This is a genomic window from Leclercia sp. (assembly GCF_036780805.1).
Taxonomy (GTDB): domain Bacteria; phylum Pseudomonadota; class Gammaproteobacteria; order Enterobacterales; family Enterobacteriaceae; genus Enterobacter.
This window is the reverse complement of the sequence record NZ_DAIQCE010000001.1, coordinates 1,092,296-1,113,908: the sequence shown is the minus strand read 5'-3', so window position 1 is coordinate 1,113,908 and position 21,613 is coordinate 1,092,296. Positions and strand designations below refer to the sequence as shown.

At 53.4% G+C, this 21,613-nt stretch carries 21 protein-coding genes; 10 read left to right on the top strand and 11 right to left on the bottom strand.

Going from position 1 to position 21,613, the window contains the following annotated elements; genetic code table 11:
- The first annotated feature begins 69 nt into the window (after positions 1–69).
- The 6 genes from V7Q49_RS05140 (at position 70) to V7Q49_RS05115 (ending at position 6,558) form a co-directional block, all read left to right on the top strand.
- On the top strand, positions 70–843 hold the full coding sequence (locus V7Q49_RS05140) for an isocitrate lyase/PEP mutase family protein (protein ID WP_333849665.1): 774 nt from the start codon (positions 70–72) through the stop codon (positions 841–843).
- The gene (locus tag V7Q49_RS05135; protein WP_333849664.1) at positions 830–1,897 is read left to right on the top strand and encodes a bifunctional transcriptional activator/DNA repair enzyme AdaA; all 1,068 of its coding nucleotides are present in this window, start codon (positions 830–832) and stop codon (positions 1,895–1,897) included. The genes V7Q49_RS05140 and V7Q49_RS05135 overlap by 14 nt, the downstream gene beginning before the upstream one ends.
- 48 nt (positions 1,898–1,945) lie before the next feature.
- Complete coding sequence (gene dapF, locus V7Q49_RS05130) at positions 1,946–2,806, top strand: diaminopimelate epimerase (protein WP_333849663.1); 861 nt, start codon at positions 1,946–1,948, stop codon at positions 2,804–2,806.
- Positions 2,807–3,054: 248 nt separating this feature from the next.
- Positions 3,055–4,308 carry an MFS transporter gene (locus V7Q49_RS05125; RefSeq protein ID WP_333849662.1) on the top strand — a complete coding sequence of 418 codons (1,254 nt, stop codon included), beginning with the start codon at positions 3,055–3,057 and terminating at the stop codon, positions 4,306–4,308.
- Between the two features lie 286 nt (positions 4,309–4,594).
- Positions 4,595–5,425, top strand: coding sequence for an SDR family oxidoreductase (locus V7Q49_RS05120; RefSeq protein ID WP_333849661.1), 831 nt, complete (start codon positions 4,595–4,597; stop codon positions 5,423–5,425).
- A gap of 77 nt (positions 5,426–5,502) precedes the next feature.
- Positions 5,503–6,558, top strand: coding sequence for an NAD(P)-dependent alcohol dehydrogenase (locus V7Q49_RS05115; protein ID WP_333849660.1), 1,056 nt, complete (start codon positions 5,503–5,505; stop codon positions 6,556–6,558).
- A gap of 69 nt (positions 6,559–6,627) precedes the next feature.
- On the opposite strand, the gene V7Q49_RS05110 is transcribed toward V7Q49_RS05115, so the two are convergent.
- The 3 genes from V7Q49_RS05110 to V7Q49_RS05100 all read right to left on the bottom strand — a co-directional run bounded on the left by V7Q49_RS05110 (position 6,628) and on the right by V7Q49_RS05100 (position 8,740).
- Positions 6,628–7,272, bottom strand: a complete 645-nt coding sequence (locus V7Q49_RS05110; protein ID WP_333849659.1) for a carboxymuconolactone decarboxylase family protein — start codon at positions 7,270–7,272, stop codon at positions 6,628–6,630.
- Between the two features lie 176 nt (positions 7,273–7,448).
- Positions 7,449–8,408 carry a hypothetical protein gene (locus tag V7Q49_RS05105; RefSeq protein ID WP_333849658.1) on the bottom strand — a complete coding sequence of 320 codons (960 nt, stop codon included), beginning with the start codon at positions 8,406–8,408 and terminating at the stop codon, positions 7,449–7,451.
- Positions 8,409–8,515: 107 nt separating this feature from the next.
- A complete protein-coding gene (locus V7Q49_RS05100; RefSeq protein WP_333849657.1) occupies positions 8,516–8,740 on the bottom strand; it encodes a hypothetical protein in 225 nt (74 codons plus the stop codon).
- Between V7Q49_RS05100 and V7Q49_RS05095 the strand changes: the two genes are divergently transcribed.
- The gene (locus tag V7Q49_RS05095; protein WP_333850518.1) at positions 8,717–8,896 is read left to right on the top strand and encodes a hypothetical protein; all 180 of its coding nucleotides are present in this window, start codon (positions 8,717–8,719) and stop codon (positions 8,894–8,896) included. The genes V7Q49_RS05100 and V7Q49_RS05095 overlap by 24 nt on opposite strands.
- Positions 8,897–9,181: 285 nt before the next feature.
- Here the strand turns inward: V7Q49_RS05095 and V7Q49_RS05090 are convergent, their stop codons facing one another.
- Complete coding sequence (locus V7Q49_RS05090; RefSeq protein WP_333849656.1) at positions 9,182–9,799, bottom strand: histidine phosphatase family protein; 618 nt, start codon at positions 9,797–9,799, stop codon at positions 9,182–9,184.
- 106 nt (positions 9,800–9,905) lie between these two features.
- Complete coding sequence (locus V7Q49_RS05085) at positions 9,906–10,802, bottom strand: LysR family transcriptional regulator (RefSeq protein ID WP_333849655.1); 897 nt, start codon at positions 10,800–10,802, stop codon at positions 9,906–9,908.
- A 154-nt stretch (positions 10,803–10,956) separates the two neighbouring features.
- Here V7Q49_RS05085 and V7Q49_RS05080 point away from each other — a divergent pair, with 154 nt between their 5' ends.
- The gene (locus tag V7Q49_RS05080) at positions 10,957–11,934 is read left to right on the top strand and encodes an NAD(P)H-dependent flavin oxidoreductase (protein ID WP_333849654.1); all 978 of its coding nucleotides are present in this window, start codon (positions 10,957–10,959) and stop codon (positions 11,932–11,934) included.
- 45 nt (positions 11,935–11,979) lie between these two features.
- Here V7Q49_RS05080 and V7Q49_RS05075 read toward each other — a convergent pair whose 3' ends face one another.
- The gene (locus V7Q49_RS05075) at positions 11,980–12,888 is read right to left on the bottom strand and encodes a LysR family transcriptional regulator (RefSeq protein ID WP_333849653.1); all 909 of its coding nucleotides are present in this window, start codon (positions 12,886–12,888) and stop codon (positions 11,980–11,982) included.
- A gap of 127 nt (positions 12,889–13,015) precedes the next feature.
- Here V7Q49_RS05075 and V7Q49_RS05070 point away from each other — a divergent pair, with 127 nt between their 5' ends.
- Positions 13,016–14,443 (top strand): MFS transporter, encoded by a 1,428-nt coding sequence (locus V7Q49_RS05070; RefSeq protein WP_333849652.1) that lies wholly within the window; start codon positions 13,016–13,018, stop codon positions 14,441–14,443.
- Positions 14,444–14,515: 72 nt separating this feature from the next.
- Entirely contained in the window at positions 14,516–15,352 is an 837-nt protein-coding gene (locus tag V7Q49_RS05065; protein ID WP_333849650.1) for an alpha/beta fold hydrolase, read from the top strand.
- Between the two features lie 40 nt (positions 15,353–15,392).
- On the opposite strand, the gene V7Q49_RS05060 is transcribed toward V7Q49_RS05065, so the two are convergent.
- From V7Q49_RS05060 to V7Q49_RS05040, 5 genes are all read right to left on the bottom strand, one after another.
- Complete coding sequence (locus V7Q49_RS05060; protein ID WP_333849649.1) at positions 15,393–16,574, bottom strand: aminotransferase-like domain-containing protein; 1,182 nt, start codon at positions 16,572–16,574, stop codon at positions 15,393–15,395.
- Positions 16,575–16,673: 99 nt separating this feature from the next.
- Positions 16,674–18,668: a TonB-dependent receptor domain-containing protein gene (locus V7Q49_RS05055; RefSeq protein ID WP_333849648.1), complete on the bottom strand. Its 1,995-nt coding sequence runs from the start codon at positions 18,666–18,668 to the stop codon at positions 16,674–16,676.
- A 10-nt stretch (positions 18,669–18,678) separates the two neighbouring features.
- Entirely contained in the window at positions 18,679–19,737 is a 1,059-nt protein-coding gene (yncE, locus tag V7Q49_RS05050; RefSeq protein WP_333850494.1) for a 7-bladed beta-propeller protein YncE, read from the bottom strand.
- 119 nt (positions 19,738–19,856) lie between these two features.
- Positions 19,857–21,176, bottom strand: coding sequence for a type II toxin-antitoxin system HipA family toxin (locus V7Q49_RS05045; protein ID WP_333849647.1), 1,320 nt, complete (start codon positions 21,174–21,176; stop codon positions 19,857–19,859).
- Between the two features lie 3 nt (positions 21,177–21,179).
- The gene (locus V7Q49_RS05040) at positions 21,180–21,431 is read right to left on the bottom strand and encodes a helix-turn-helix domain-containing protein (RefSeq protein ID WP_333849646.1); all 252 of its coding nucleotides are present in this window, start codon (positions 21,429–21,431) and stop codon (positions 21,180–21,182) included.
- Between the last annotated feature and the right edge of the window lie 182 nt (positions 21,432–21,613).

Sequence of the window (21,613 nt, the reverse complement as noted above, 5' to 3'; positions counted from 1 at the left end):
TGATTTTCGGTTGTGAGGAAACCAGCGAATGCCCTAGATTCACCCTGTACCTTATTACAGGAGATAACCATGACCTTCGCTGAACTTCACCATCAAGACACACCCTTGCTTATTGCTAATGTCTGGGATGCGACCAGTGCCATAGCGGCGCAACAGGCAGGTTATCAGGCGCTGGGGACCTCAAGCGCAGCCATTGCCGCAATGCTGGGTTACGAAGACGGAGAAGCAATGTCTTTTGAGGAATTGCTCTATATCGTCACGCGGATCGGGTCCGTCAGCGATCTGCCCTTAAGTGTTGATATCGAAGCCGGATTTGGCAGTAATGCGCAGGAGATAGTGGAGCATCTTAAGCGTCTTGCACAGACGGGTGTGGTGGGGATAAACCTTGAGGACAGTAAAGTCGTTAACGGGGTCAGACAACTTGATGATGCGCTGGCCTTTTCCAGGCAATTGAACGAGATTCGCACCCGGTTGAACGCAGAGGATCGTCGCTTGTTTCTTAATATCCGTACCGATACCTACCTGCTTAATCATGAGCACGCGTTGCAGGAAACGCTCTTGCGGGGCCGGCTTTATAAAGCGGCGGGGGCAGACGGGCTTTTTATTCCATGTCTGACGTCAGAACAGGAAATAGAGATGATTGTTAAGGCGCTTAACCTGCCGTTGAATGTCATGTGCATGCCCGATCTCCCCACCTTCGGGAGACTGAAAAAAGCCGGTGTAAGCCGTATTTCAATGGGGAACGTTGTGCATTCGGCCATTCAGTTGAAGCTGAAAAATGTGCTGCAGCTCATCCAGTCGCAACAGTCGTTTGCAGAGGTCTTTGTTGATGAAAGTGCTTGATATTAAGCAGTGCGATCTCTGGTATCAGGCATTACTGGAGCGTGATTCCGGGTATACGGGGGTATTTTACGTTGGCGTCAAAACGACCGGGGTATTCTGTATTGCGGTATGCCGGGCGCGGAAACCGAAACGTGAGAATGTCGAATTTTATAAAGATTTTAAATCTGCGCTGGATGCCGGTTATCGCCCCTGTAAAGTGTGCCGACCTACTGAGAATGCGCACAGTGCGCCGTCGTTCATCGAACAGGCGCTCGAACTGGTTCGCGCAGATCCTAAAATGCGGATAAGTGATTCAGAGCTTCGACAGCACGATATTAGCCCCGAGCGGGTGCGACGCTGGTTTCTGCAAAACCACGGTATTACCTACCAGGCATTTCAGCGAATGCAGCGGGTTAATGTTGCCTTGCAGGCGTTAAAAGGCGGGCGTAACGCAACCGACGTGGCTTTTGACAGTGGTTACGAATCACTAAGCGGTTTTGGCTACACCTGCAAGCGTCTCACCGGCGTCGCGCCAACCGAACAGACCGGCGTGATCGTTATTCACCGTTTCACTACCACGCTTGGCCCTATGTTTGTCTGCGCCACGGAACGGGGAGTGTGTCTGCTGGAGTTTACCGACCGTCGTATGCTGGAGACGGAGTTTCGCGATCTCCAGCGACTGTTGAACGCGAGGATCATGTCCGGGGAAAACAGTCATACCCGGCAGGCGGAACGAGAGATAAATGAGTACTTTTCCGGTACGCGGCAACACTTTGATCTCACGCTGGACGCGCCTGGCACTGATTTCCAGCGAGCCGTCTGGCAGGCACTACGTGAGGTTCCTTACGGTCAGACATCATATTATCAATCCCTTGCCGGGCAGATTGAAAAACCCGCGGCCGTGCGCGCGGTGGCTGCCGCAAATGGTGCTAACCGGATTGCCATTGTTATTCCCTGTCACCGGATTATCGGCAAAGAGGGGGCGATGACCGGTTATGGGGGCGGGATCGCGCGTAAAGAGTGGCTTATTGAACATGAACGAAAACAGCGTTTACTTTTTTGTCCCGCAGGCTGAAAAATACGGTAATGTATTTGTTAAATAATTAAATTCAGAATCCCATCCATGACGCCTTTGCTATTCCATAAATATCACGGACTCGGTAATGATTACCTGGTGTGCCATCGTTCTGTCGCAGAGCCGTTGAGCCTCGAGCAGATTCGTACCTTATGCCATCGCCATTATGGGATAGGGTCTGACGGTCTGCTGATTGACAGTGGCGATCGGCACGCACCCACATTGCGAATCATCAATCCGGACGGTTCAGAAGCCGAGAAAAGTGGTAACGGTCTGCGCATCTATGCCCGTTATCTTTTTGATATCGGCCGTGTCGGGCACGAGCCCTTTTTAGTGCATACCGCGGGTGGGGATGTACATTGCAGGGTCCATGAAGATCCTCATCAGATCACGGTGGAGATGGGGCGGGCGAATTTCAGTCCGGCGGCATTGCCTGCGCTGATTGAACAGCACGAAGCGCTGAATTATCCCCTGACGCTGGCGGATGAAACGATCCTGGTATCGCTGGTCTCAATGGGCAATCCTCACTGTGTCGTGCTGGTGGATAAGCTCGATCTGGCGCAGGTTCACCGTCTGGGGCCGCAGATTGAACACCATCCTCTGTTTCCCAAACGCACCAATGTCCAGCTGGTGGAAGTGGTGGATCGCAATACGCTGCGCATTGGTATCTGGGAGCGGGGCGCCGGTTTTACGATGGCATCCGGCAGCAGCAGCTGCGCCGCGGCCAGCGTCATGCGCAAATTAGGCCGGGTTGATGACCGGGTCAGCGTCAATATGCCGGGCGGGCAGCTGCAAATCACCTTCGGGGATGATTTTCAGGTCAGCATGTGTGGCCCGGTGCATAAAATAGGCAGCCTGACGCTGGACGAAGACTGTTTTGCTGGTGGGTATGACGCCAGCCGCGTGTAAATCTGCCCAGACCGGCAGCCTGCAACGGGTTGCCGATCGTTTCAGTATTAACTTCCGCATTCTGTAGCCTGCTTCATCCTTTCCCTTATATTTCTCTGCAACCCATAGTCATCACATCATAAGCTGGCAAATTAAACATCTTGTTAACATTTGTATTGCAGCGGCCGGCGAATAATCTTATTAATATTTAGTTGGTTACATTAGGCATCAATGCAATATGTTAATAAAAATAATGATTGGGATAACTTATGACGATAAAACCTGCCGCCGAAATAAGTGCGGCACCGGGACTGTTTCAGACGTTAAAAACGTTCCCGGCGACTGTCCATGCGCTGCTCTTTTTTACCTTCATTGTACGCTTTAGCTATTTTATGGCATGGCCGTTTATCGCGGTGATCATGACGCAGAATTACCATATGTCGCCGATCGCCATTGGCGTGGCGATGACCAGCAGTGCGCTGTTATCGGTGGTGCTCGGTATGTATGGCGGGCAGATCTCCGACAGGCTGGGGCGCCGGATCATTCTTCTGCTGGGCTGCGGGTTTTCCGCCGTGGGATATATCACCCTGGCGCAGGCCTCCGGGATGGGGCTATTCATTACCGGCCTGATGATTATCGGCGTTTGCTTTGCGTGGGTTGATCCCCCGGTGCGAGCGCTGATGAGTGATTTGCTTGGCGATCGCCGTCGCCGTGCGCTTGCCCTGCAAATGCGTTACTACCTGATTAACGTCGCAGCGGTGTTTGGCCCGCTGGTAGGGATAGTTTTTGGCCTGACATCCCAGAAGGGGACGTTCCTGATCACCGGGCTGACCTATCTGCCATTTTTCGTTTACGTACTGCTGTTTATCCCGGCCGGTAAACTGTTGGGCAAAGAGCAGGGCGGCGGTGGGCCGGCGGTTAAGCTGCACCAGGTGATGGGCATTATTGCGAGGGACAAAATCTACATTGCGGCACTGCTGTGCAGCATTTTGTGTAGCATTGTTTTTATCCATTACGAAGCCGTATTACCCCAGTACCTGATGTTACTTGACGGCAACGCAGCGGTTAAGCTGATTACCCTGATACTGGTGACCAATGCCTGTACGGTACTGGTGTTCCAGAGCTTTATTATGCGTTTTCTGGCGCAGATCGGTTTGCCGAAACGCATTCTTCTCGGCGGCGCCATTTTTGCTTTATCGCAGCTCTGCTTTTTTGCCACTCGTTCGACAGAAGTGTGGGCGTGGCTGACGGTCACCGCCATATTCAGCATGGGGGAAGCGATTCTGATGCCGAACCTGAACATTCTGCTCGATCAGCTGGCACCGGCAGAACATCGCGGTGCGTATCTGGGGGCCTCAACGCTGACGACGCTGGGGGTGGCTGCCGGGCCGTTAATAGGAGGCATCATGCTGGCCATGACCGGGGCGGGCGTATTTATCTGCACCGCATTACTAAGCCTGTTGTTGTGCGCGATTATTTATGTCTGCCGGACAACCATGCTGGCGCGGTTGCAGGATTCATAAGGACAGAAGGGGCTGTGTGCGACCGGGGGTCGCACTGGGCCGCTGCCAGATGCGGGAGTCGATTTCTGGGAAATTGCTCTAAGATGCAGCTTACAACCTCCTTTTTCGTATTTAAACATCAATATTTGCCACTATTTATGAATTTAACTCATAGGGGCAAGATTCAGAACCGGCTTACCGCGCTCTTTGCTTAACGCTATGCTTCATAAACTGTCTGAGAACGAGGTGGACCTTATCCTGGTAAAATTATCAGGGTTACGGCAGCAACGCGTAAATGAGGGAAAATATGAAGGAAGTAATCGTTGTAATTGGAAGTGGTTCAATTGCTCAGGCCATAGCGCGTCGCGTTAGCGTTGGAAAACATATTCTCCTTGCCGATATAAAAGCTGAGAACGCGGAATACGCTGAAACAAACCTTTCTCGTGCCGGTTTCGAGGTAAGCACCACGAATGTCGATGTCCGTTCACGTAAGTCTATACAGGACCTCGTGAACGTAGCGTGTGACCTGGGCGAGGTTAAAGGTGTTATCCACACAGCAGGACTCTCGCCGTCTCAGGCAAAAGCGCAGGATCTTATTCGCGTAGATTTGTATGGTAGCGCTGTGCTGTTCGAAGAGTTTGGGAAGGTTATTGCTCCAGGGGGATCCTGCGTGGTTATTGGTTCGCAGTCCAGCCATCGCTTAGCTGTTGATGCTCTGACACAAGCTCAGGCTGATGCATTAGCAACGTTGCCGCCGGAAGAACTGCTTGAACTGCCGCTAGTGAAAGACATTGAAGATAGCTTATACGCTTACCAGATTTCCAAACGTTGTAATGCGCTTCGCGTCATGTCAGAAGCGGTTAAATGGGGTAAACGTGGAGCGAGAATTAACTGCATTAGTGCTGGCATCATCTTTACCCCCCTTGCTTATGACGAGCTTAACAGCGAAGAGCGGGGAGCATTCTATCGCAATATGCTGGACAAATCTCCGGCTGGCCGGGGTGGTACGCCGGATGAAGTAGGTGCGTTGGCTGAATTTCTTTTTGGTCCAAATGGCACTTATGTCACCGGGAGCGATTTGCTGATTGATGGCGGCGCAACGGCATCTTATAAATATGGCGAATTACGTCCTCAATAACTCCTCTGCTTATTCAGCGACGCGATGGTAAAAGCATTAACATCGCGTCATCTTACTTCTCATCGGGAGATGAACTTATGACCTTAAATGTGAAGGGTTATGCCGCGTTTGCTGCGAAAGAGGATTTAGTTCCACATAACTTTGTTCGACGTGATCCTCGTGATAATGATGTGGTTATAGAGATTTTATACAGTGGAGTCTGTCATTCAGACATTCATAATGCTTTTAATGACTGGGGCGGCGCTAAATACCCGATGGTGCCAGGGCATGAAATCATTGGCCGTGTAACTCAGGTAGGGAAGGCCGTCACTAATTTCCGCGTCGGTGACTATGCGGGGGTGGGGTGCATGGTCGACTCCTGCCAGCATTGCAAACCCTGCCAACAGGGGCTGGAACAGTATTGTGAAGAGGGGAATACCTTAACCTATAACGATATTGACAGACATGACCAGATGCCTACCTATGGCGGCTATTCTGACAAGATCGTGGTGACTGAAAAATTCGTTATTAAAGTCCCTGAGACCCTGGATTTAAAAGGCGCTGCGCCGCTGCTCTGTGCCGGTATTACCACGTGGTCACCACTTCGCCACTGGAATGTTGGGCCGGGCAGTAAAGTCGCCGTTGTCGGTTTAGGTGGCCTGGGTCATATGGCGATAAAACTGGCCAAAGCATTAGGTGCTGAGGTTACGTTATTCTCTCGTTCACCAAATAAAGAGGCCGATGCTCGCCGTCTGGGTGCCGCGCATGTTGTTATTTCTACCGATACAGAACAGATGCAGGGCGCGCGCAACCAGTTTGATTTGATTATTGATACTGTACCTTACGTTCATGACCTCAACCCTTATATCCCTACGCTGGCGCTGAGTGGAACGTTAGTACTCGTGGGTTATCTGGGAAATCTTGAGCCGATGCTGAATAGCACACCACTTATTTTAGGGCGAAAATCCGTGGCTGGTTCAGTCATTGGCGGAATAAAAGAAACGCAGGAGATGATCGATTTTTGCGCTAAGCATCAGATCACTTCTGATATCGAGCTTATTAATATTCAGGATATTAATACCGCCTGGAAGCGTATGTTGAAAAGCGACGTTAAATATCGTTTCGTGATTGACATAGCTTCACTGAAGGCATGATTTAAAGTCCAGGTCTGTGTTTATATTCATTCAAAACCATCTCCGGCGGAGATGGTTTTATTTTGACTATCACTGATTGTTTTCGGTGTTGAGAAATTCGGCAAGTATTTTCCGCGCACTATTTTCGGAAGTATCCCCACATTGCGTTTCCAGTATGTCAACAAAATGATGGAGTTGTTTAATTGTCATTCCACTGTTCAGACTGATAGCGTAATGACTTTTAAGTTGACTGCTTACGCCGGACATTGCTGCCAGTGCTGATATTGTTACCAGTTCTCGGGTTGACCAGTCCAGGACATCGCGCTGGAACAGATCTCCGAAAAGATGAGACTTAAGAAACTGATCAATGGCAGGTGAAAATTCAAATATTTTGCCGGTTACAGGTTTACCTACAAGCCGGGTCTGATTTTCTGAACCAGCCGTCAAGCTGTTCCAGCCTTGTGGAGTGGGGGCGGGCTCTCTGCCAGTTTCGTCTGCGATCCCCTTCAGATGGCGGTCTTCCAGGACAGTCATAAGTGCAGATATGGCATTCAGACTTCTTGGGAATCCACAATAAGCATAAATGTGTACGAGTATTTCCTTAAGCTCATTTATGGTTATTCCGGTATTCAAACCCTTGTGCAGAGCTGTTTTTAATTTGTCCACCTCGCCGATAGCAGCAAAAGCTGCAATAGGGATTATCGCTTGTTGTTTCTCATTGAGCCGGTTTTGCATGTGAAATCCTCCAGACTGTGCTGGTTAGGTGCTGTGACTGATATCTTTTGCCAGGTTTACCGACCGACGCGCTTGTAATAAGGCCGGCTAACGCTCGCCAACAAGTTAGATCCTCAGTCCTGGGGGATGGAACAGCTTAACGCAATACCATTTATTTGATTAGAGCGCATGATTCTCTAGGGCTTATTAGTTGTACTCATGAATATTTGCTGGGCGTAAATCTGCCGTTCCGCGAGAGCATGTCTTGCTGCGCTTGATGCCCATTCATCAGATTGGTCAAGGTGTTCAATCTCTGACTCTGCTATCGGCGTTACACGGATCAGCGGAACGGAACCGAAAGGCAAATTATCAATCTTACGGCCATCACGGCTGAGGATGATTCGGGTCATTGGATTATATTCGTCTGTAAGAGTGCAAAACAGGATTGCACCATATTTATCAACATCGGCAGCAACCTGATATCCATCGGCAACGAGATCCCCCAGGTTAATCAAGAGATGAGCCCAGTCATCAATCTGGTGGCTGGTAATACTCGAAGCGTCTAATTCCATGAAAAGTTCGCATCCTACGCCATTTTCCGGGTCTGCAATGCCAGCCCAGGGCGTCGAAAGGCCATCAGTGGCCAGCGTTAATTGGGTGTTGCTCTTAATATTGAGTACTCGGCGATGGGGCCCGAACCATTCCGTCTGGTTGTGTATGTTCGCGCCATCTTGTTCAGCCTTAAAGCCATCTGAGACGCTGCCATACTTTTTCCAAAAGGCTCGCCTTGCTACTGAAGCTGCCTCATAAATCGGGTCCTGTGGACCACGCGGCACAATTGTCTCATCGAATAGTGTGTCAACCGTTACGCGCCCCCGTATTAACGGTATTTTAGACCTTGTCCATTGAACGATAACCTTATTAAAGGGCTGTATCTGTGATGCTTCGAGTTTTTCGACAACCTCCCGGACTTTCTTCAAGGCGTGGTTACCCTCTGGAACGTGACTCCCGTCGGCATACATGTAGCCTCCTGTTTGTGAGGAGACTCCAGCCTGTTCGGTGATAAAGAACCATTCTCCGTTCACAGCGCCAGCGGGTGCTTTGTCTAAGGCCGAGCGTAAATCCCTTGCTGCATCAGAGTTTGAATATGCTGTCATATCTGTCCTTTAGCTTTACGTCTTATGCATCATACTTAGTTTAACTTTTTCAAAATTATAGTATTAATTGTCTTTCGGCCAGACAAACTGAAAAACGCCTAAGGTGATTAGCTACCATAGGTGGAGTAGGGAAGTGCAGCGCCATTTAGGCGGAGTTCTTTACGGCCATCCGGGTAGCGTTCCCGGATGAGACTCAGCGCCAGCTCAGTAAGTGAAGCTGGCAACAGACGGTTTCCGATGCGACCGCGATTCTGGTTATTCATGCCAGGCGGTCCAGACTGACGATAACGTTCCAGCAGACGACTACAATGACGCGGCGTGATACCGAGCATTTCTGCAGCCTGGCCAGGCCGCAGATTGCGATCGATGACATCCTGAAGGATTTTTGGCGGTTGATTTCTTTCACGGTGAACATCCCGGCGGCATGTATAGGCATAGAAAACGCCTCATCAGGAAAAGTGAGTCGTTGTCTGGTCGAGCAGCTTTGAAACTATAACCTGGGCATTCCTGATAATGAGCCACAAATAGACATTAACATTGAGCCCCTACAATCTTAGTGCGCATAATGTATATTATGTTAAATTAGGTATTTGGGTAGACAGCGTCCTGTCCCTTATCCATGCGCAGACCAACCAGTACCTTCACTTCAAAGACTTCCCTCTCCTTTTCTGCATTCGACCACTCTCGCGATCGGGCAAGTTCCCGGGTGATGTATTTAACGCAAAACTCCAGACACTGCTCGCAGCTCATTACGTTTTGCCTCATGTTGTCGGTCAAGCAAGTTGAAGTAAGTGTGTAGCAATTCCCCATCTGACATCGGTACATTTCCCATGAATCAGATCGAAAACGGAGTAACTCGCGTTGGGTTGAGCATATCGAGGGAAATTATCGACAACGCCTTCTTTAAGAATCGCAAGAACGCCCTGACTGACATGCCCGTGAGAAACAATACAGATAGTTTGATGATGTGATGTTGCTTCGAGTTTATGTAAAAAATGCATAACCCGCTGAGTGGCCTGCGCGAGAGATTCTCCGCCCGGTGGGAAAAACTCTGCATCCAGCTCGAATAATGCATCTGCATCTTTTGGATACTGTTTGATGAGCAGGTCTGATGACACTCCTTCAAACTCACCAAATGCCTGTTCTTTAAGGGCGGGTTCAGCCGTCAATGAGCAGCGAAAGCGCTCAGCCAGGTTCTGCCCCATTTGCCAGGCACGCCCAAGCGGAGAAGCGTAAACACAATCCACCCGGTAATCACTTGCTGCAAGCGCCGTCAGTAAGGCAGATGTTTCGCGCAAACCCCGAGGGGTCAAGGTGCTATCACTGTGTCCCTGAATAATTCCTCGCACATTCCACTCTGTTTCCGCGTGTCGAACAAGTATCACTTTCATCGTAAGAAGGCCATGCGCGTAATTGAATGAGATTCAACATAAGATAACCTGGAGGCGTCTTTCAACGTGATACCAACGTTTATAAGGTCGCTACCCTGCCCCGATGTCATGTATAAGCCTTCAACACCGTCTCCAGCCACTGCGTAAAGACGCGCACCTTAGGAGAAATATGCCGGTGCGGATAAAGCACCGACAGCTGGCGCGCCGGAACCGGATTGCCTGGCAGCACTTCGACCAGACGCCCGTCATTGATATACGGACGTAAAAAGAAATCCATGCCCTGCAACAACCCCAGCCCGGCCAGACCCGCCGCAATATAGACTTCGGAGTTATCCAGCACCAGTTTCCCCGACAGATGAAGTTCCTCAACGCCTGACGCCGACTGAAACACCCACGGCATAATCTGCCGGCTGTTAACGTTAAACCAGTTCACCCCCTGATGATGCTGCAGTTCATCGAGCGTTTCAGGTACGCCATACTCCTCAAGGTATGCCGGGCTGGCGCACGTGACCAGTTTGATCTTACCCAGCGAGCGCGCCACATAATCACCTTCATCCAGCGGACCGACACGGACAATGCAGTCCAGTCCATCACGCAGCATATCTTTACGCCGGTCGGAGCTGCTGAGCACCACTTCAATCCCGGGGTAATGGCGATAGAAATCCGGCAGCCTTGGTACAACCAGCAAGGCGGCAATCGATACCGGCATATCCACGCGAAGTTGCCCACATAATGAACGGCCCGCGACAAAAGAGCCTAATAAATCATCGGTTTGTTCCAGCAAGGGTTTACTGCTGCGGTAAAACTCTTCGCCTTCGGGTGTCAGGCTAATGCGCCGGGTTGTGCGGTGGAGCAAACGCACGCCCGTATGCTGCTCAAGCTGTTTAATGGCCCTGGTCACCGCGGGCCGGTGGATCTGCAGGTTTTCCGACGTCTGGGAAAAACTGCCTGACTCAACGATCTCAATAAAGATCCGCATGAGTTCGTAAACGTTGATTTGCATAGCGCGCACTTATGTCGTGGTGGATAACGCGCCTATTGTTACTGATTTTGTAAAAGTGATGAAGCTTATTCGCTATTTTTTAGAACAAACGCGGCGATTAGACTCACGCTATTCCGGTTCACAAACCGACTTTTACATATAAAGGAAACGCCTCATGCAAAATCACCGTGTTGGTCAGATTCTGGGTATTGAAAAAAACGTCATTCAGGGACCACTGTCATGGCTGACCGATGCCCGTCTGGTGGCGGCGGTCAGTAACGCCGGGGGGCTGGGTGTACTCGGGCCAAATGCCGGGTTAACGGCCGCAACGGCGGTCTCAACGCCGGACGCGACCGCCGAGAAAATGCGCGAAGAAATCCGCAAAACCAAAATGCTCACTGAGAAACCTTTTGGCGTGAATCTGATCCCAACGGCAGAAAATGACATCTGGACACCGTCCATTGTTCAGGTCATCAAAGAGGAAGCGGTCCATGCTGTCGTCTACACCGGCTACGGCGAAGGTTCACTCATCCCTGCCCTGTTTGATGAGCTGAAAACCGCAGGCATTAAGATTATCTATCGGGATATCAACCCTTCCCCGGAAAACACCCGGCTCGCGGAGGCCGCCGGCGCCGACATTATTGTCGCCACGGGATTTGATGAAGGCGGCACCTTGCCCGGCATCGCATTAGGCACCTTCTCCATCGTGCCGCTGATCGCCGACGCGGTGAAAAATGTCCCGGTAATGGCCGCTGGCGGAATTACCGATAACCGAACTGCCAGAGCCGCGCATGCCCTGGGCGCGCAGGGTGTGTTTGCAGGCTCGGTATTTATCAGCACGCTGGAAAGCCGCGTGCCGCAATCCGTGAAAGACAAAATCATCGCCGCCAATGGGCTGGATATGCGCCTGTTCCGCACCCTTCCCGATTACTACCGTTCGTTGCCGGGCAAACTGGCCGACAAACTGGTTGCGCTGGATAAATCTGGTGCCAGCAAGGAAGAGCTGGCGAAGGTGATGGGCGGATTACGCGGTCTGCGTCTGGGTATGCTGGAAGGCAATACTGACGAGGGCTATATCTCATTGGGCACCGGCATCGGCAGCATTCGCAGCGTGAAAAGCGTTGCCGAGGTCGTCGCTGAGCTGCACGTTTAATTGAAGGCGCTCCGGTTCACATGTTTTGCGATTCGGAGCGCATCTTTATTGACCCGCAGTGCGACACACCTCAATAACCTTCTCTCTTAGCCAGCGATGGCCAGGATCCTGTTCCATTCTGGGATGCCACATCTGCGACACCGTTATGCGCCGGGTGTTAAAGGGCAGTTCAAAAACATGCAGTTGCTCTGTCATTTGCTGATTAATCAGATAGAGCGCCGGCACCATGGCGATAAGATCGGACGCCAGCGCCACGGATAACGCGGTCGGAAAGCCGGGCACCACGCTTGCCACCTTACGTTTGATGCCTGACTCTGCCAGCGCATCATCCACAAAGCCGTGCAAGGATCCGTCGGGCGCAGCGACCACGTGGCCCCAGGCGACGTAATCATTCAGGCCGATTTCCGCTAGCGATGCCAGCGGATGCGTCTTGCGCACCGCCCCCACAAACCTGTCCTGGAAGAGCCGTTGAAGCCGAATTTCAGGGCCCATATTGCTCTGCACGCCGATCTCCAGATCAACCAGGCCCTCACGCAGATAACGTGACGTTTTTTCAGGTTTTGGCGCAAAGCGGATACAGACCTCTGGAGCCGCCTCAGCCACGGCGGCGATCAGCGCGGGCCCGAAGGCGACGACAAATCCATCGTTGGCTCTGATGGTGAAAAGCCGCGCCAGATTTTCCACCTTCAGCGTCTCCAGTGAGGGTTGCAGCACCGCCCTCGCCTCATGCACCGCGTTGCGGGCGCGATCCCGGGACGCTTCAGCCCAGGGAGTCAACACCATGTTGCGTCCTGCCCGCACCAGGATCGGATCGCCTGTTACCTCACGTAGCCTGCTGAGCGTCCGGCTCATGGCGGATGTACTCAGGTTTAAGCGCCGCGCGGCCCCTGCAACGCTGGCCTCTGCCAGCAGGATGTCGAGCGCGACAAGCAAGTTAAAATCAGGATCGGACATCATAAACCTCGAGGTGAGCTGAGATAAGGCGTTGGCTGCAATAATTAAGTGTATATGATGCGCCTTCCGCCCTGTATACCCCAGGATTATAGTTTCTTCATCAAAACACCCTCCCTCAGGAGTCAGGATGAACACGCTATTTTTAAACCAACCCGGTGATGAAGGGCTGCCAGGCCAGGCGCGCGCCCGGGTTATGATCGCAGTCATGATCACCACGCTGATGGGGGTATTCGATGGCACCATGATCAACATTGCCCTGCCCTCGATGGCGCAAGCGCTGCGGGTGCCTGCCAGCATCGCCGTCTGGTTCGCCAATGGTTATCTGCTTTCCGCGGCCATGACGTTGCTTATTTTCGCCTCGCTCGCGGCCCGCTACGGCACGCGCCCCATTTTTCTGGCGGGTCTCGCGACATTTACCCTGACATCCCTGGGCTGCGCGCTGGCCACAACGCCGGAGATGCTCATCGGAATGCGGATTTTGCAGGGGATCGGCGGCGCGGCCACATTGAGTATTGCCCCGGCGATCCTGCGATCCGTCTTCCCGGGACGCCTGCTTGGGCGCGTTCTGGGGCTGCATGCTCTGCTGATTGCCTCCAGTACGGCGATTGCCCCCGTGCTGGGCGGCACGATCCTCGACACCCTCAGCTGGCAATGGCTGTTTGCCATTAACATGCTCCCGGGAACGCTCGCGCTGGTGCTGGCGGGCAAGGCATTGCCCGGGAAATCAACCCCCGGCAGTGCTGCGTTCGACACCTTCGGGGCGCTGCTTTCGGCGACCTTGTTAGGCTCAACGATTATGGCGGCGAACAGCCTTTCCGGTCATCAGACGGCCAGCCACATCGAGGCCGTCAGCTGGGGGTTCCTCGCGTTGATCAGCACGGTGGCGTTTATCTGGCATATCCGCCGCGCCCGGATGCCGTTGCTGCCGCCCGTCATTTTCAAAAATGGGCGTTTTACTCTCGCAGCATTAACTTCGCTGGCCTCTTTTGTTAGCCAGGGCATTACCTTTGTCGCCTTGCCCTTCCTGTTTCAGAGCGTATATGGCTATAGCCCAGTCGTGTCCGCGCTGCTGTTTGTCCCCTGGCCGATTGGCATTGTGCTGATTGCGCCCCATGCAGGCCGTTGGGCCGACACCTTTTCCGCGCCGCTGATTTCCACCCTTGGGCTGGCTATTTTTGTCGTCGGGTTGTTCCTGCTGGCAATGCTGCCCGCCACGCCTGCCATGTGGGATATCTGCCTGCGTAGCCTGGTGTGCGGCATCGGATTTGGCTGTTTCCAGAGCCCCAACAACCGGGAGATGCTGGCGAATGTTTCGCGGGAGTATGCCAGCTATGCCTCCGGGATTTTGTCCATCGCCCGGACATTTGGACAATGTCTGGGCGCCGCCGTGGTGGGGATCCTGCTTTCCGTAATGTCGACGGCAAATGGCCAGACGTTCAATGAGCAGGCCGTCCATATTGCCCTGTGGATCGCCGTCGCCGCCTCTGTCGCGTCGGTGCTGTTTAGCCTGAGCCGGCTGCGCAAAGCGCAGGCAGCCGTTAACGATCTCAACTAGACTTCTTAGCGGCTGTACGTCTCCACCAGGTTATTACTCACTCAGGTTCTTTTACTCCCCGAGAGGTCTACCATGTCATTTGTCACCACAAAAGATAATGTCAGTATCTTCTTTAAAGATTGGGGCCCCAAAGATGCACAACCTATCTTCTTCCACCACGGCTGGCCATTAAGCGCGGATGACTGGGATAACCAGTTATTGTTCTTTTTAGCGGAAGGCTTCCGTGTCATCGCTTCGGATCGGCGTGGTCATGGCCGCTCCGATCAGGTCAGCGACGGCCATGATATGGACCATTACGCTGCCGATGTCTCCGCCATCGTTGAACATCTGGATCTGCATAATGTGGTGCATGTCGGTCACTCCACCGGCGGTGGCCAGGTGGCGCGGTACGTAGCGCAATACGGGCAACCGCAGGGGCGCGTGGCGAAAGCCGTTTTGATCAGCGCCGTACCGCCTTTGATGGTGAAAACGCCGGACAACCCGGGCGGCACGCCGATTGAGGTGTTCGACGGGTTCCGGAAAGCGCTCGCCGCTAACCGGGCGCAGTTCTATCTCGACGTGGCCACGGGGCCGTTCTACGGCTTTAACCGTGACGGGGCTGAGATTTCGCAGGGCACCATCCAGAACTGGTGGCGACAAGGAATGATTGGCAGCGCGAAGGCGCACTATGAAGGTATTAAGGCGTTTTCAGAAACGGACCAGACTGCCGATCTGAAAGCGATCACCCTTCCGGTGCTTATTTTGCAGGGCGATGACGATCAGGTTGTGCCTTACAAGAACGCCAGCCTGCTCCAGGATGAACTTCTCAGCAACAGCACGCTGAAAGTGTATCCGGGGTATCCTCACGGGATGCACACCACGCACCCTGATACCATCAACAAAGATTTACTGGAATTTATTCGCAGCTGATAATTAAAAACGGGTGGCTGGTGCCACCCGTTCCGGGAATTTACAGCGAGGCTTTTAACCGCAGAACCGCTTCTTTCAGATTCTCATCCGTGACGCTGACGTAAGACATACGCAGCGTGGCGTGATCCGGCTCGTTGCAGTAGAAAAACTCCCCTGGCACATATACTACGCCGTTGTTCAGCGTCTTTTTCAGCCACTCCGTGGTATTCATTTCGTATTTAAATTTGGCCCACAGAAACATGCCGCCCATCGGCTTATGGAATGTCAGATGATCGCTCAGTTCGCTTTCCACGTACTGACACAGGATCTGGCACTTATGTTTATAGGCTTCGCGGATCAGGTCGATTTGCCCGGCCAGGCGGCCGCTCTCCAGGTAGTGATAGGTCAGCGACTGCGATAGCGAGCTGGTGTGCAGATCGGTCGCCTGCTTGAGGATCACGACCTGGCGCTTTATCCAGTCCGGCAGCACTAACCAGCCCACCCTTGCTCCCGGCGCGAGGATTTTTGAAAAGGTGGAGGTGTAAATGACGTTATCACTGCAGCCCATTTCCGCCGCCCAGGCTTTGAGTGGCGTGAAGGTTTTGTCGGTGAAGTTGATCTCGCCATAGGGATCGTCCTCGATGATGACGAAATCATAGCGCTGGGATAATTCCACCAATTGCTTGCGGCGCTGCTCTGCCAGGGTGACGCCGCCCGGGTTGCCGAACGTTGGAACGATATAAACCGCTTTCACGCGCGTGGTCTTAACCAGCGCTTCCAGCTCATCGATGATCATCCCTTCGCCGTCGGTACCCACCGACATCAGGTTAGCCTCCGCTAACTGCAGAACCTGCAGCGCAGCGAGATAGGTCGGTCGTTCGACGACGACAATATCGCCCGGGTTTATCAGCGCCCGCGCCAGAATATCCAGCGACTGCTGGGACCCGGAGGTCACGACCACGTCGTCTACGCCGCACGCAATCCCTCTGCCGCTCAGCAGCTGACAGATGGCACCGCGCAGCTCCGGGCTGCCTTCGCTCAGACCGTACTGAAACGCCTCTTTCCAGGTGCTGGAAAGCACCTTCTCCATAGCCAGCTCCAGCCCTTCACGATCGAAAAGATCCGGGTTGGGAATGCCCCCGCCGAGTGAGATCACCCCTTCCATCTTGCTGTGTTTTAATAATTCTCTGATCGCCGATGACTGGAGGTTTTGTACTTTGTGGGCAATTTTGTTCTGCGACATTTTTTATTATCCTGGTTTGTTGTATCCCCAGTTTAAGTATCACATGTCGAAGGTTTTAACCAGCCGGAGAGACCGGAACCCGCAGGCTCCGGTCGAGGATCAGAACTCGATACGGGCACCAACGTTATAGCGTCGACCTTCCAGCATTGACGACTGGTTGTAAGATGTACGGTAGATCGGGTTGGCATCAAACAGGTTATAGATGCCACTCATCAGCGTAACGTTTTTGTTCAGATGATAACGCGCGCCCAGATCGACCAGCGCGAAAGCCTCCGTTTCGCTGGATTTGCCGATGTCCGGCGACGTGCTGCGCCAGCTGGCTTTGGTCCACAGCTCCAGATCATTCACCGCGTTCCATGTCAGGGAGACGTTGGCCATGCTTTCCGGGAAATCGCTCAGGGCATAGCCTTTATACTCTCCGCTCTGCTGTTCGCTGTGCGTGTACGTATAGTTGGCGTTGGCTCTCAGGGAGGACGTGACCTGCCAGTCGCCGTTCAGCTCCAGGCCGTAGATCTCCGCATCGCTGACGTTAGCGTACTGGAAGACCGTATCCGCGACATAACCGTTGTAGGTACATTTCTGCGTATCCGACGCGGTACAAATAAGATGGTCGCTGATTTTGTTCTTAAATTTGGTGTAGAAGAGCGTCGCATCCAGCGCCAGCGCGTCTTGCTGCCAGTAGATACCCAGCTCGGTGTTGACGCTCTCCTCCGGCTTCAGGTCGTCGTTACCGATGCCGATTTCAGAATAGGGATAAGCGCCATACACGCTGGTGAAGCCCTGGTTGTTCTGGCGCAGATCCGGTTTTTTATAGCCCGCCGAAACGCCGCCCTTCAGCGCCCAGTTCTCATCGATGGTCCAGTTGCCGTAGAGCTTAGGCGTGATGTGGTAACCAAAATAGCTGTCATGATCCAGACGCGCCGAGGTGGTCAGGGTGAAGTCCGGCACCATCATCCAGGCATCTTCGACAAACACCGCCCAGCCGTCACGCGTAATTTCGCTGACCGGCGTGACGCCCGGCGCTTCCTTATCCTTAATGCCGAACTCATCATCCAGTTCATTACGGGTAAAATTCACGCCCAGGGTCAGCTTGTGATCGCCGAGGGTAAAGGTGTTGGCGCTGTTGGCTTCGTAGTTCTTCTGGGTAATAAACTGCGAAGACATTCCCGGAACACGGTATTCGGTTTTGGCTTTTTCGTAGCTGACGAAGTTTTTCACTTCCAGGATGTCGCCATACCAGGCGTGCTGTGACAGCGATGCCGCATCCCGGTCGAAGCCCCAGTACCACTGCTTATCGTTATGGGTCTTCTCCTGATTGCCTTTGGTGGCATTCAGGTCCCAGAGCTGGGTATCGGTCGGCGACAGGGAGATCGTTGCATCCAGATTCCCGGACTGGTGCTTCACAAAGCGCTCGTCGTTGATGCTGTCATCGTCGCGGCGATCGAGATAATCCGCGGCCAGGCTCACCCCGAGCTTGCCGGGGATCACCGGCCCCATCACAAAGGCATTGGTCTGGTTGGTATTGCCGTACTCGCTCTTCTCCTGCAGGAAGTAGTTATCTTCCAGAACGCCGGTCCACTTCTCCAGGTTATAGGCTTTTTTGGTGATCACGTTGACTACGCCGCCGATGGAGTCCGAACCATACAGGGAGGACATCGGTCCGCGGATCACCTCGATGCGCTCGATGGCGGCAAGCGGCGGCATAAAGGCGGCTTCGGTGCCGATATGGTGTCCATACGGGCGGGATTCGCGGGTCGCCTGTTTGATGCCGTTCACCATGTACGAGGTATAGGTGGAATCCATTCCGCGCATCTGCACATCGCCGGTTGCCAGGCTGCCGTGTCCGTTTCCGGCCAGCACGCCCGGCATCTCTCGCAGGGCTTCAGTGACGTTCTGATTCGAGCGGGTGTTCAGCTCCTTTTCGTTCACCACGGAGATCGTTGCCGGGGCTTCGCGGCGCTCCTGGCTAAAACCGGTCGCGGTCACCACCAGTTCATCTTCGTTAACGGCGGTGTTTTCTGCGGCGAAAACGGCCACCGGTAGGTTAGCCAGGGCGAGCGAAACCGCCACGGCCATGCGTGTTTGCTTTATCACAACAGGATCCTTAGAACTGGGTTAAATCAATCTTGAGCACGTAGTCAGCTTTATTGGCTTTCTCATCTTGCTTGACGCTGGCATAGAGCGTGCTGGCATCGGCAGAAAGCGCCAGGCTGTTTGGCATTGCCACGGTTTTGATGGTGTGTTTCAGGCGATGGGTGGTCGCGTCGATCACGCTAATCTGGCGATCGTTGCGATGGGTGACATAGACCTCTTCCCGGGCGGCGTTATAAAGCACAGCGACGGAGTTTGGTGTCGGGACGCGGTGCAGGAGTTTGCCGGAATCGAGCTGCACAACCAGCACATCTTTGGTGTTGGTGTCAGCGATATAACCCACGCCTTTGGCGGTGTTGAGCGCGATGTTGAGGAAGTAATGCTCCGGGTCGGCAGGATCGACCTTCACGCGGGCAAGCGGTTGAGAGGTTTTGCCATCAAGGGTGATCAGCTCCCCGGTACCGGAGACGACGTAAACTTTGTCGCCCGCCTCATCCACGGCAAAACCGACGGGTTCCAGCTTCCCGAGGGTCTGGACAAGTTCGCCCTTCTTGGTGTCAACGACCCACAGCAGGCCTTTATCCTTACGACCAATCCCGGAGACATACAGGCGCTGATGCTTCTTATCCAGCACCACTTCACGGACGTGGGCTTTTTTATTCGGATCGGAATCATCGCTCAGCTGGATCGTTTTGATAATCGCATTGTTACGTGTATTGAGTAGCGTGACCGATCCTTCCAGTGCATTGCCGAGATAAAGAATGTGCTGATCCTGGTCCAGCGCCACGGCAAAGGTGCGGCGTTCGGTCGGGATTTGCTGCACAATTTTTAGCGTGGATGCCGCCAGCTGAAAGACCAGCCCGGCGGTTTTGTCTTCATCAAACGAGGGGGCGGAGGCCGCATAGAGCGCGTTCTGGTCTTTATCGTAGGCCAGCTCGTACACGCCCTGTCCCAGCGGCTGAACGAGGAAATCCTTCTCGGTAAAGTCTTTAGCGCATAGCGAGCCAGAGTGCATCGCCAGCGAAATCGCGAGGGCACACAGGGTTTGATTCTTTACGGCAGAGGCATTCATCATGTCATTTTTCTTTACAGTTGCTTACGTAAAGAAAAATGATAATGAAAATAAATATCATTTACAATTGCGAATATATCTCACTACCCTACCATTTTTTGGACTGATATCCATTGATATTACGGGGCTAACGCATTGAATCGCCCTATCCGCGCGGCCTGGCTGGCTAAGCCGCTAAAAATGGCGTCGCTCACCTGTACTGGAAAATCAGGCGGCAGTTCTGCCCTGACGGCGGCGATAACCTCGTCGGTGCGATCGGCCATCTCCGTCAGCAAACGACGGGCAGCCTCCTGAGAAAAGCCCGCCGCCGCCGCGGTGCTGATAAAGTGGCGCGGCTGGATCATCGCGAAATGGTACTGCCGGTTTTTACCCTGTAACGCCATCGCCATCTTCGCCTTTTTGATGGGGATCCCTCCGGCGTGGAACAGCGGAAACGCGGAAATAACGTCGTACAGGGGGGCCATGCGAAACGAGGAGTCGGCTTCAATAAACAGGCTGAAGTTTTTACCGTGGCCATCAATGGCGGCCAGCATCCAGAACAGGATCTGCGCCTTAAAGAACAGCTCACGATCCTGCCCCGCCAGGCGGGAACCGAGCAGCAGCTTCATGGCGTCGGCGATGCCCGGCCCGCCGTGAGACTCATATTTCAGCGCCGGCGACACGCCCAGCGCCTGACAAAAGTCCTCCTGAGGCAGGCGCATCAGCCAGCCGCTCCGGGCCCAGCGTCGATCAAAACGCTCGATAATCAGCACTTTTTTCCGCCCAAAACGCGCCATGTCGGCCTGCGCCACCGGGAATCCAAAGGCTTTGGCGATACGCAAACAGAGCCATTCGTTTTCGCAGCTCTCGCTCAGGTCGATATTGTTCTGTTCGATCCTGCCGATCGGCAGCTTGAAGATATGGCTGGTTGGCGTGCTCCCCTGAGGGCGCTGCCAGCGATCCTGATACCACAGCAGCGCGGTTTTCTCCTGCGCCCCGGCCAGCGAAATGCGAAAATCGGCCCCCTCTTCTGTCATCCCCAGCGGCGCCATCTGGTACCCGTCGAGCAGCGCGGCAATCTGAGCGTCATCCAGCGGTTCGGCTACAATCTCAGTGACCGGAGGAATCGTCTGCCCTGGCGGATAGAGCTGAATGGCCCCGACGCAGTCGCGCCCGACGCTGGCAAGCAGATCAAAGGGATGCGCGGTCTCAACATGGAAACGGGCCTGCATACGGGCAATGATCGCCTCGGAGTCAGGCAGCAGATTGCTGAAGAAATTGAAGACCTGCGCACCTCTGATCCTGCCATGCTGCAGCGGTAAAGAGAGCGAAATCGCTCGCGAACCCGGCTCTGCCAGCCACGTCGGGTCATACTGAAAGGACATCGCCCCGCTGCCGTCACGATGCAGCGTACCCACCACGTCGCCATTCATTGCGACAGTCAGACGTTGTGCCCGCATCCCTTACCACTCCTTCGTCCAGGCGTTGTTATCCGGCAGCGTAGCGCCGCGTTTCACCACGTGCAGCTCCAGATCCAGCGCTGCGAGGATTTTGAACAAGGTTTCCAGCTTGGTGGAGCCTGGTTTGTTCTCAAAATCCGATACCGTGGTTTGTTTAATGCCAACCTGTTCAGCCGTTGCCGTTTGGGTTAACTTATTGACCTTACGCTGATCACGGACCGCCTGTGCCAGCGCATCTGCCGATGTCACTTTCATCTTTATCCCTCATAGCGGATATGCAAATAAAATCCCCTACAGGGGATAAAACGAGAATAACCCCTCCAGGGGATAAGTGCAAATTTGCCCTTTCGTTCTGCCAGGCTTTGTTATCAGGCACGATGCTGAGGTTAGATATTAAGAAAAGAGCATTGTATGTTGTAACTACTGAAATTATATAT

What these genes read in the sequence shown, in the direction of transcription:
- V7Q49_RS05065 (WP_333849650.1), top strand. Translation starts at nt 14,516, where the DNA reads ATGTCATTTGTCACCACAAAAGATAATGTCAGTATCTTCTTTAAAGAT.
- V7Q49_RS05120 (WP_333849661.1), top strand. Translation starts at nt 4,595, where the DNA reads ATGAAGGAAGTAATCGTTGTAATTGGAAGTGGTTCAATTGCTCAGGCC.
- V7Q49_RS05105 (WP_333849658.1), bottom strand. Translation starts at nt 8,408, where the DNA reads ATGACAGCATATTCAAACTCTGATGCAGCAAGGGATTTACGCTCGGCC.
- V7Q49_RS05125 (WP_333849662.1), top strand. Translation starts at nt 3,055, where the DNA reads ATGACGATAAAACCTGCCGCCGAAATAAGTGCGGCACCGGGACTGTTT.
- V7Q49_RS05075 (WP_333849653.1), bottom strand. Translation starts at nt 12,888, where the DNA reads ATGTCCGATCCTGATTTTAACTTGCTTGTCGCGCTCGACATCCTGCTG.
- V7Q49_RS05070 (WP_333849652.1), top strand. Translation starts at nt 13,016, where the DNA reads ATGAACACGCTATTTTTAAACCAACCCGGTGATGAAGGGCTGCCAGGC.
- V7Q49_RS05135 (WP_333849664.1), top strand. Translation starts at nt 830, where the DNA reads ATGAAAGTGCTTGATATTAAGCAGTGCGATCTCTGGTATCAGGCATTA.
- V7Q49_RS05060 (WP_333849649.1), bottom strand. Translation starts at nt 16,574, where the DNA reads ATGTCGCAGAACAAAATTGCCCACAAAGTACAAAACCTCCAGTCATCG.
- V7Q49_RS05045 (WP_333849647.1), bottom strand. Translation starts at nt 21,176, where the DNA reads ATGCGGGCACAACGTCTGACTGTCGCAATGAATGGCGACGTGGTGGGT.
- V7Q49_RS05100 (WP_333849657.1), bottom strand. Translation starts at nt 8,740, where the DNA reads ATGCTCGGTATCACGCCGCGTCATTGTAGTCGTCTGCTGGAACGTTAT.
- dapF (WP_333849663.1), top strand. Translation starts at nt 1,946, where the DNA reads ATGACGCCTTTGCTATTCCATAAATATCACGGACTCGGTAATGATTAC.
- V7Q49_RS05090 (WP_333849656.1), bottom strand. Translation starts at nt 9,799, where the DNA reads ATGAAAGTGATACTTGTTCGACACGCGGAAACAGAGTGGAATGTGCGA.
- V7Q49_RS05110 (WP_333849659.1), bottom strand. Translation starts at nt 7,272, where the DNA reads ATGCAAAACCGGCTCAATGAGAAACAACAAGCGATAATCCCTATTGCA.
- V7Q49_RS05040 (WP_333849646.1), bottom strand. Translation starts at nt 21,431, where the DNA reads ATGAAAGTGACATCGGCAGATGCGCTGGCACAGGCGGTCCGTGATCAG.
- yncE (WP_333850494.1), bottom strand. Translation starts at nt 19,737, where the DNA reads ATGAATGCCTCTGCCGTAAAGAATCAAACCCTGTGTGCCCTCGCGATT.
- V7Q49_RS05115 (WP_333849660.1), top strand. Translation starts at nt 5,503, where the DNA reads ATGACCTTAAATGTGAAGGGTTATGCCGCGTTTGCTGCGAAAGAGGAT.
- V7Q49_RS05095 (WP_333850518.1), top strand. Translation starts at nt 8,717, where the DNA reads ATGACGCGGCGTGATACCGAGCATTTCTGCAGCCTGGCCAGGCCGCAG.
- V7Q49_RS05080 (WP_333849654.1), top strand. Translation starts at nt 10,957, where the DNA reads ATGCAAAATCACCGTGTTGGTCAGATTCTGGGTATTGAAAAAAACGTC.
- V7Q49_RS05085 (WP_333849655.1), bottom strand. Translation starts at nt 10,802, where the DNA reads ATGCAAATCAACGTTTACGAACTCATGCGGATCTTTATTGAGATCGTT.
- V7Q49_RS05140 (WP_333849665.1), top strand. Translation starts at nt 70, where the DNA reads ATGACCTTCGCTGAACTTCACCATCAAGACACACCCTTGCTTATTGCT.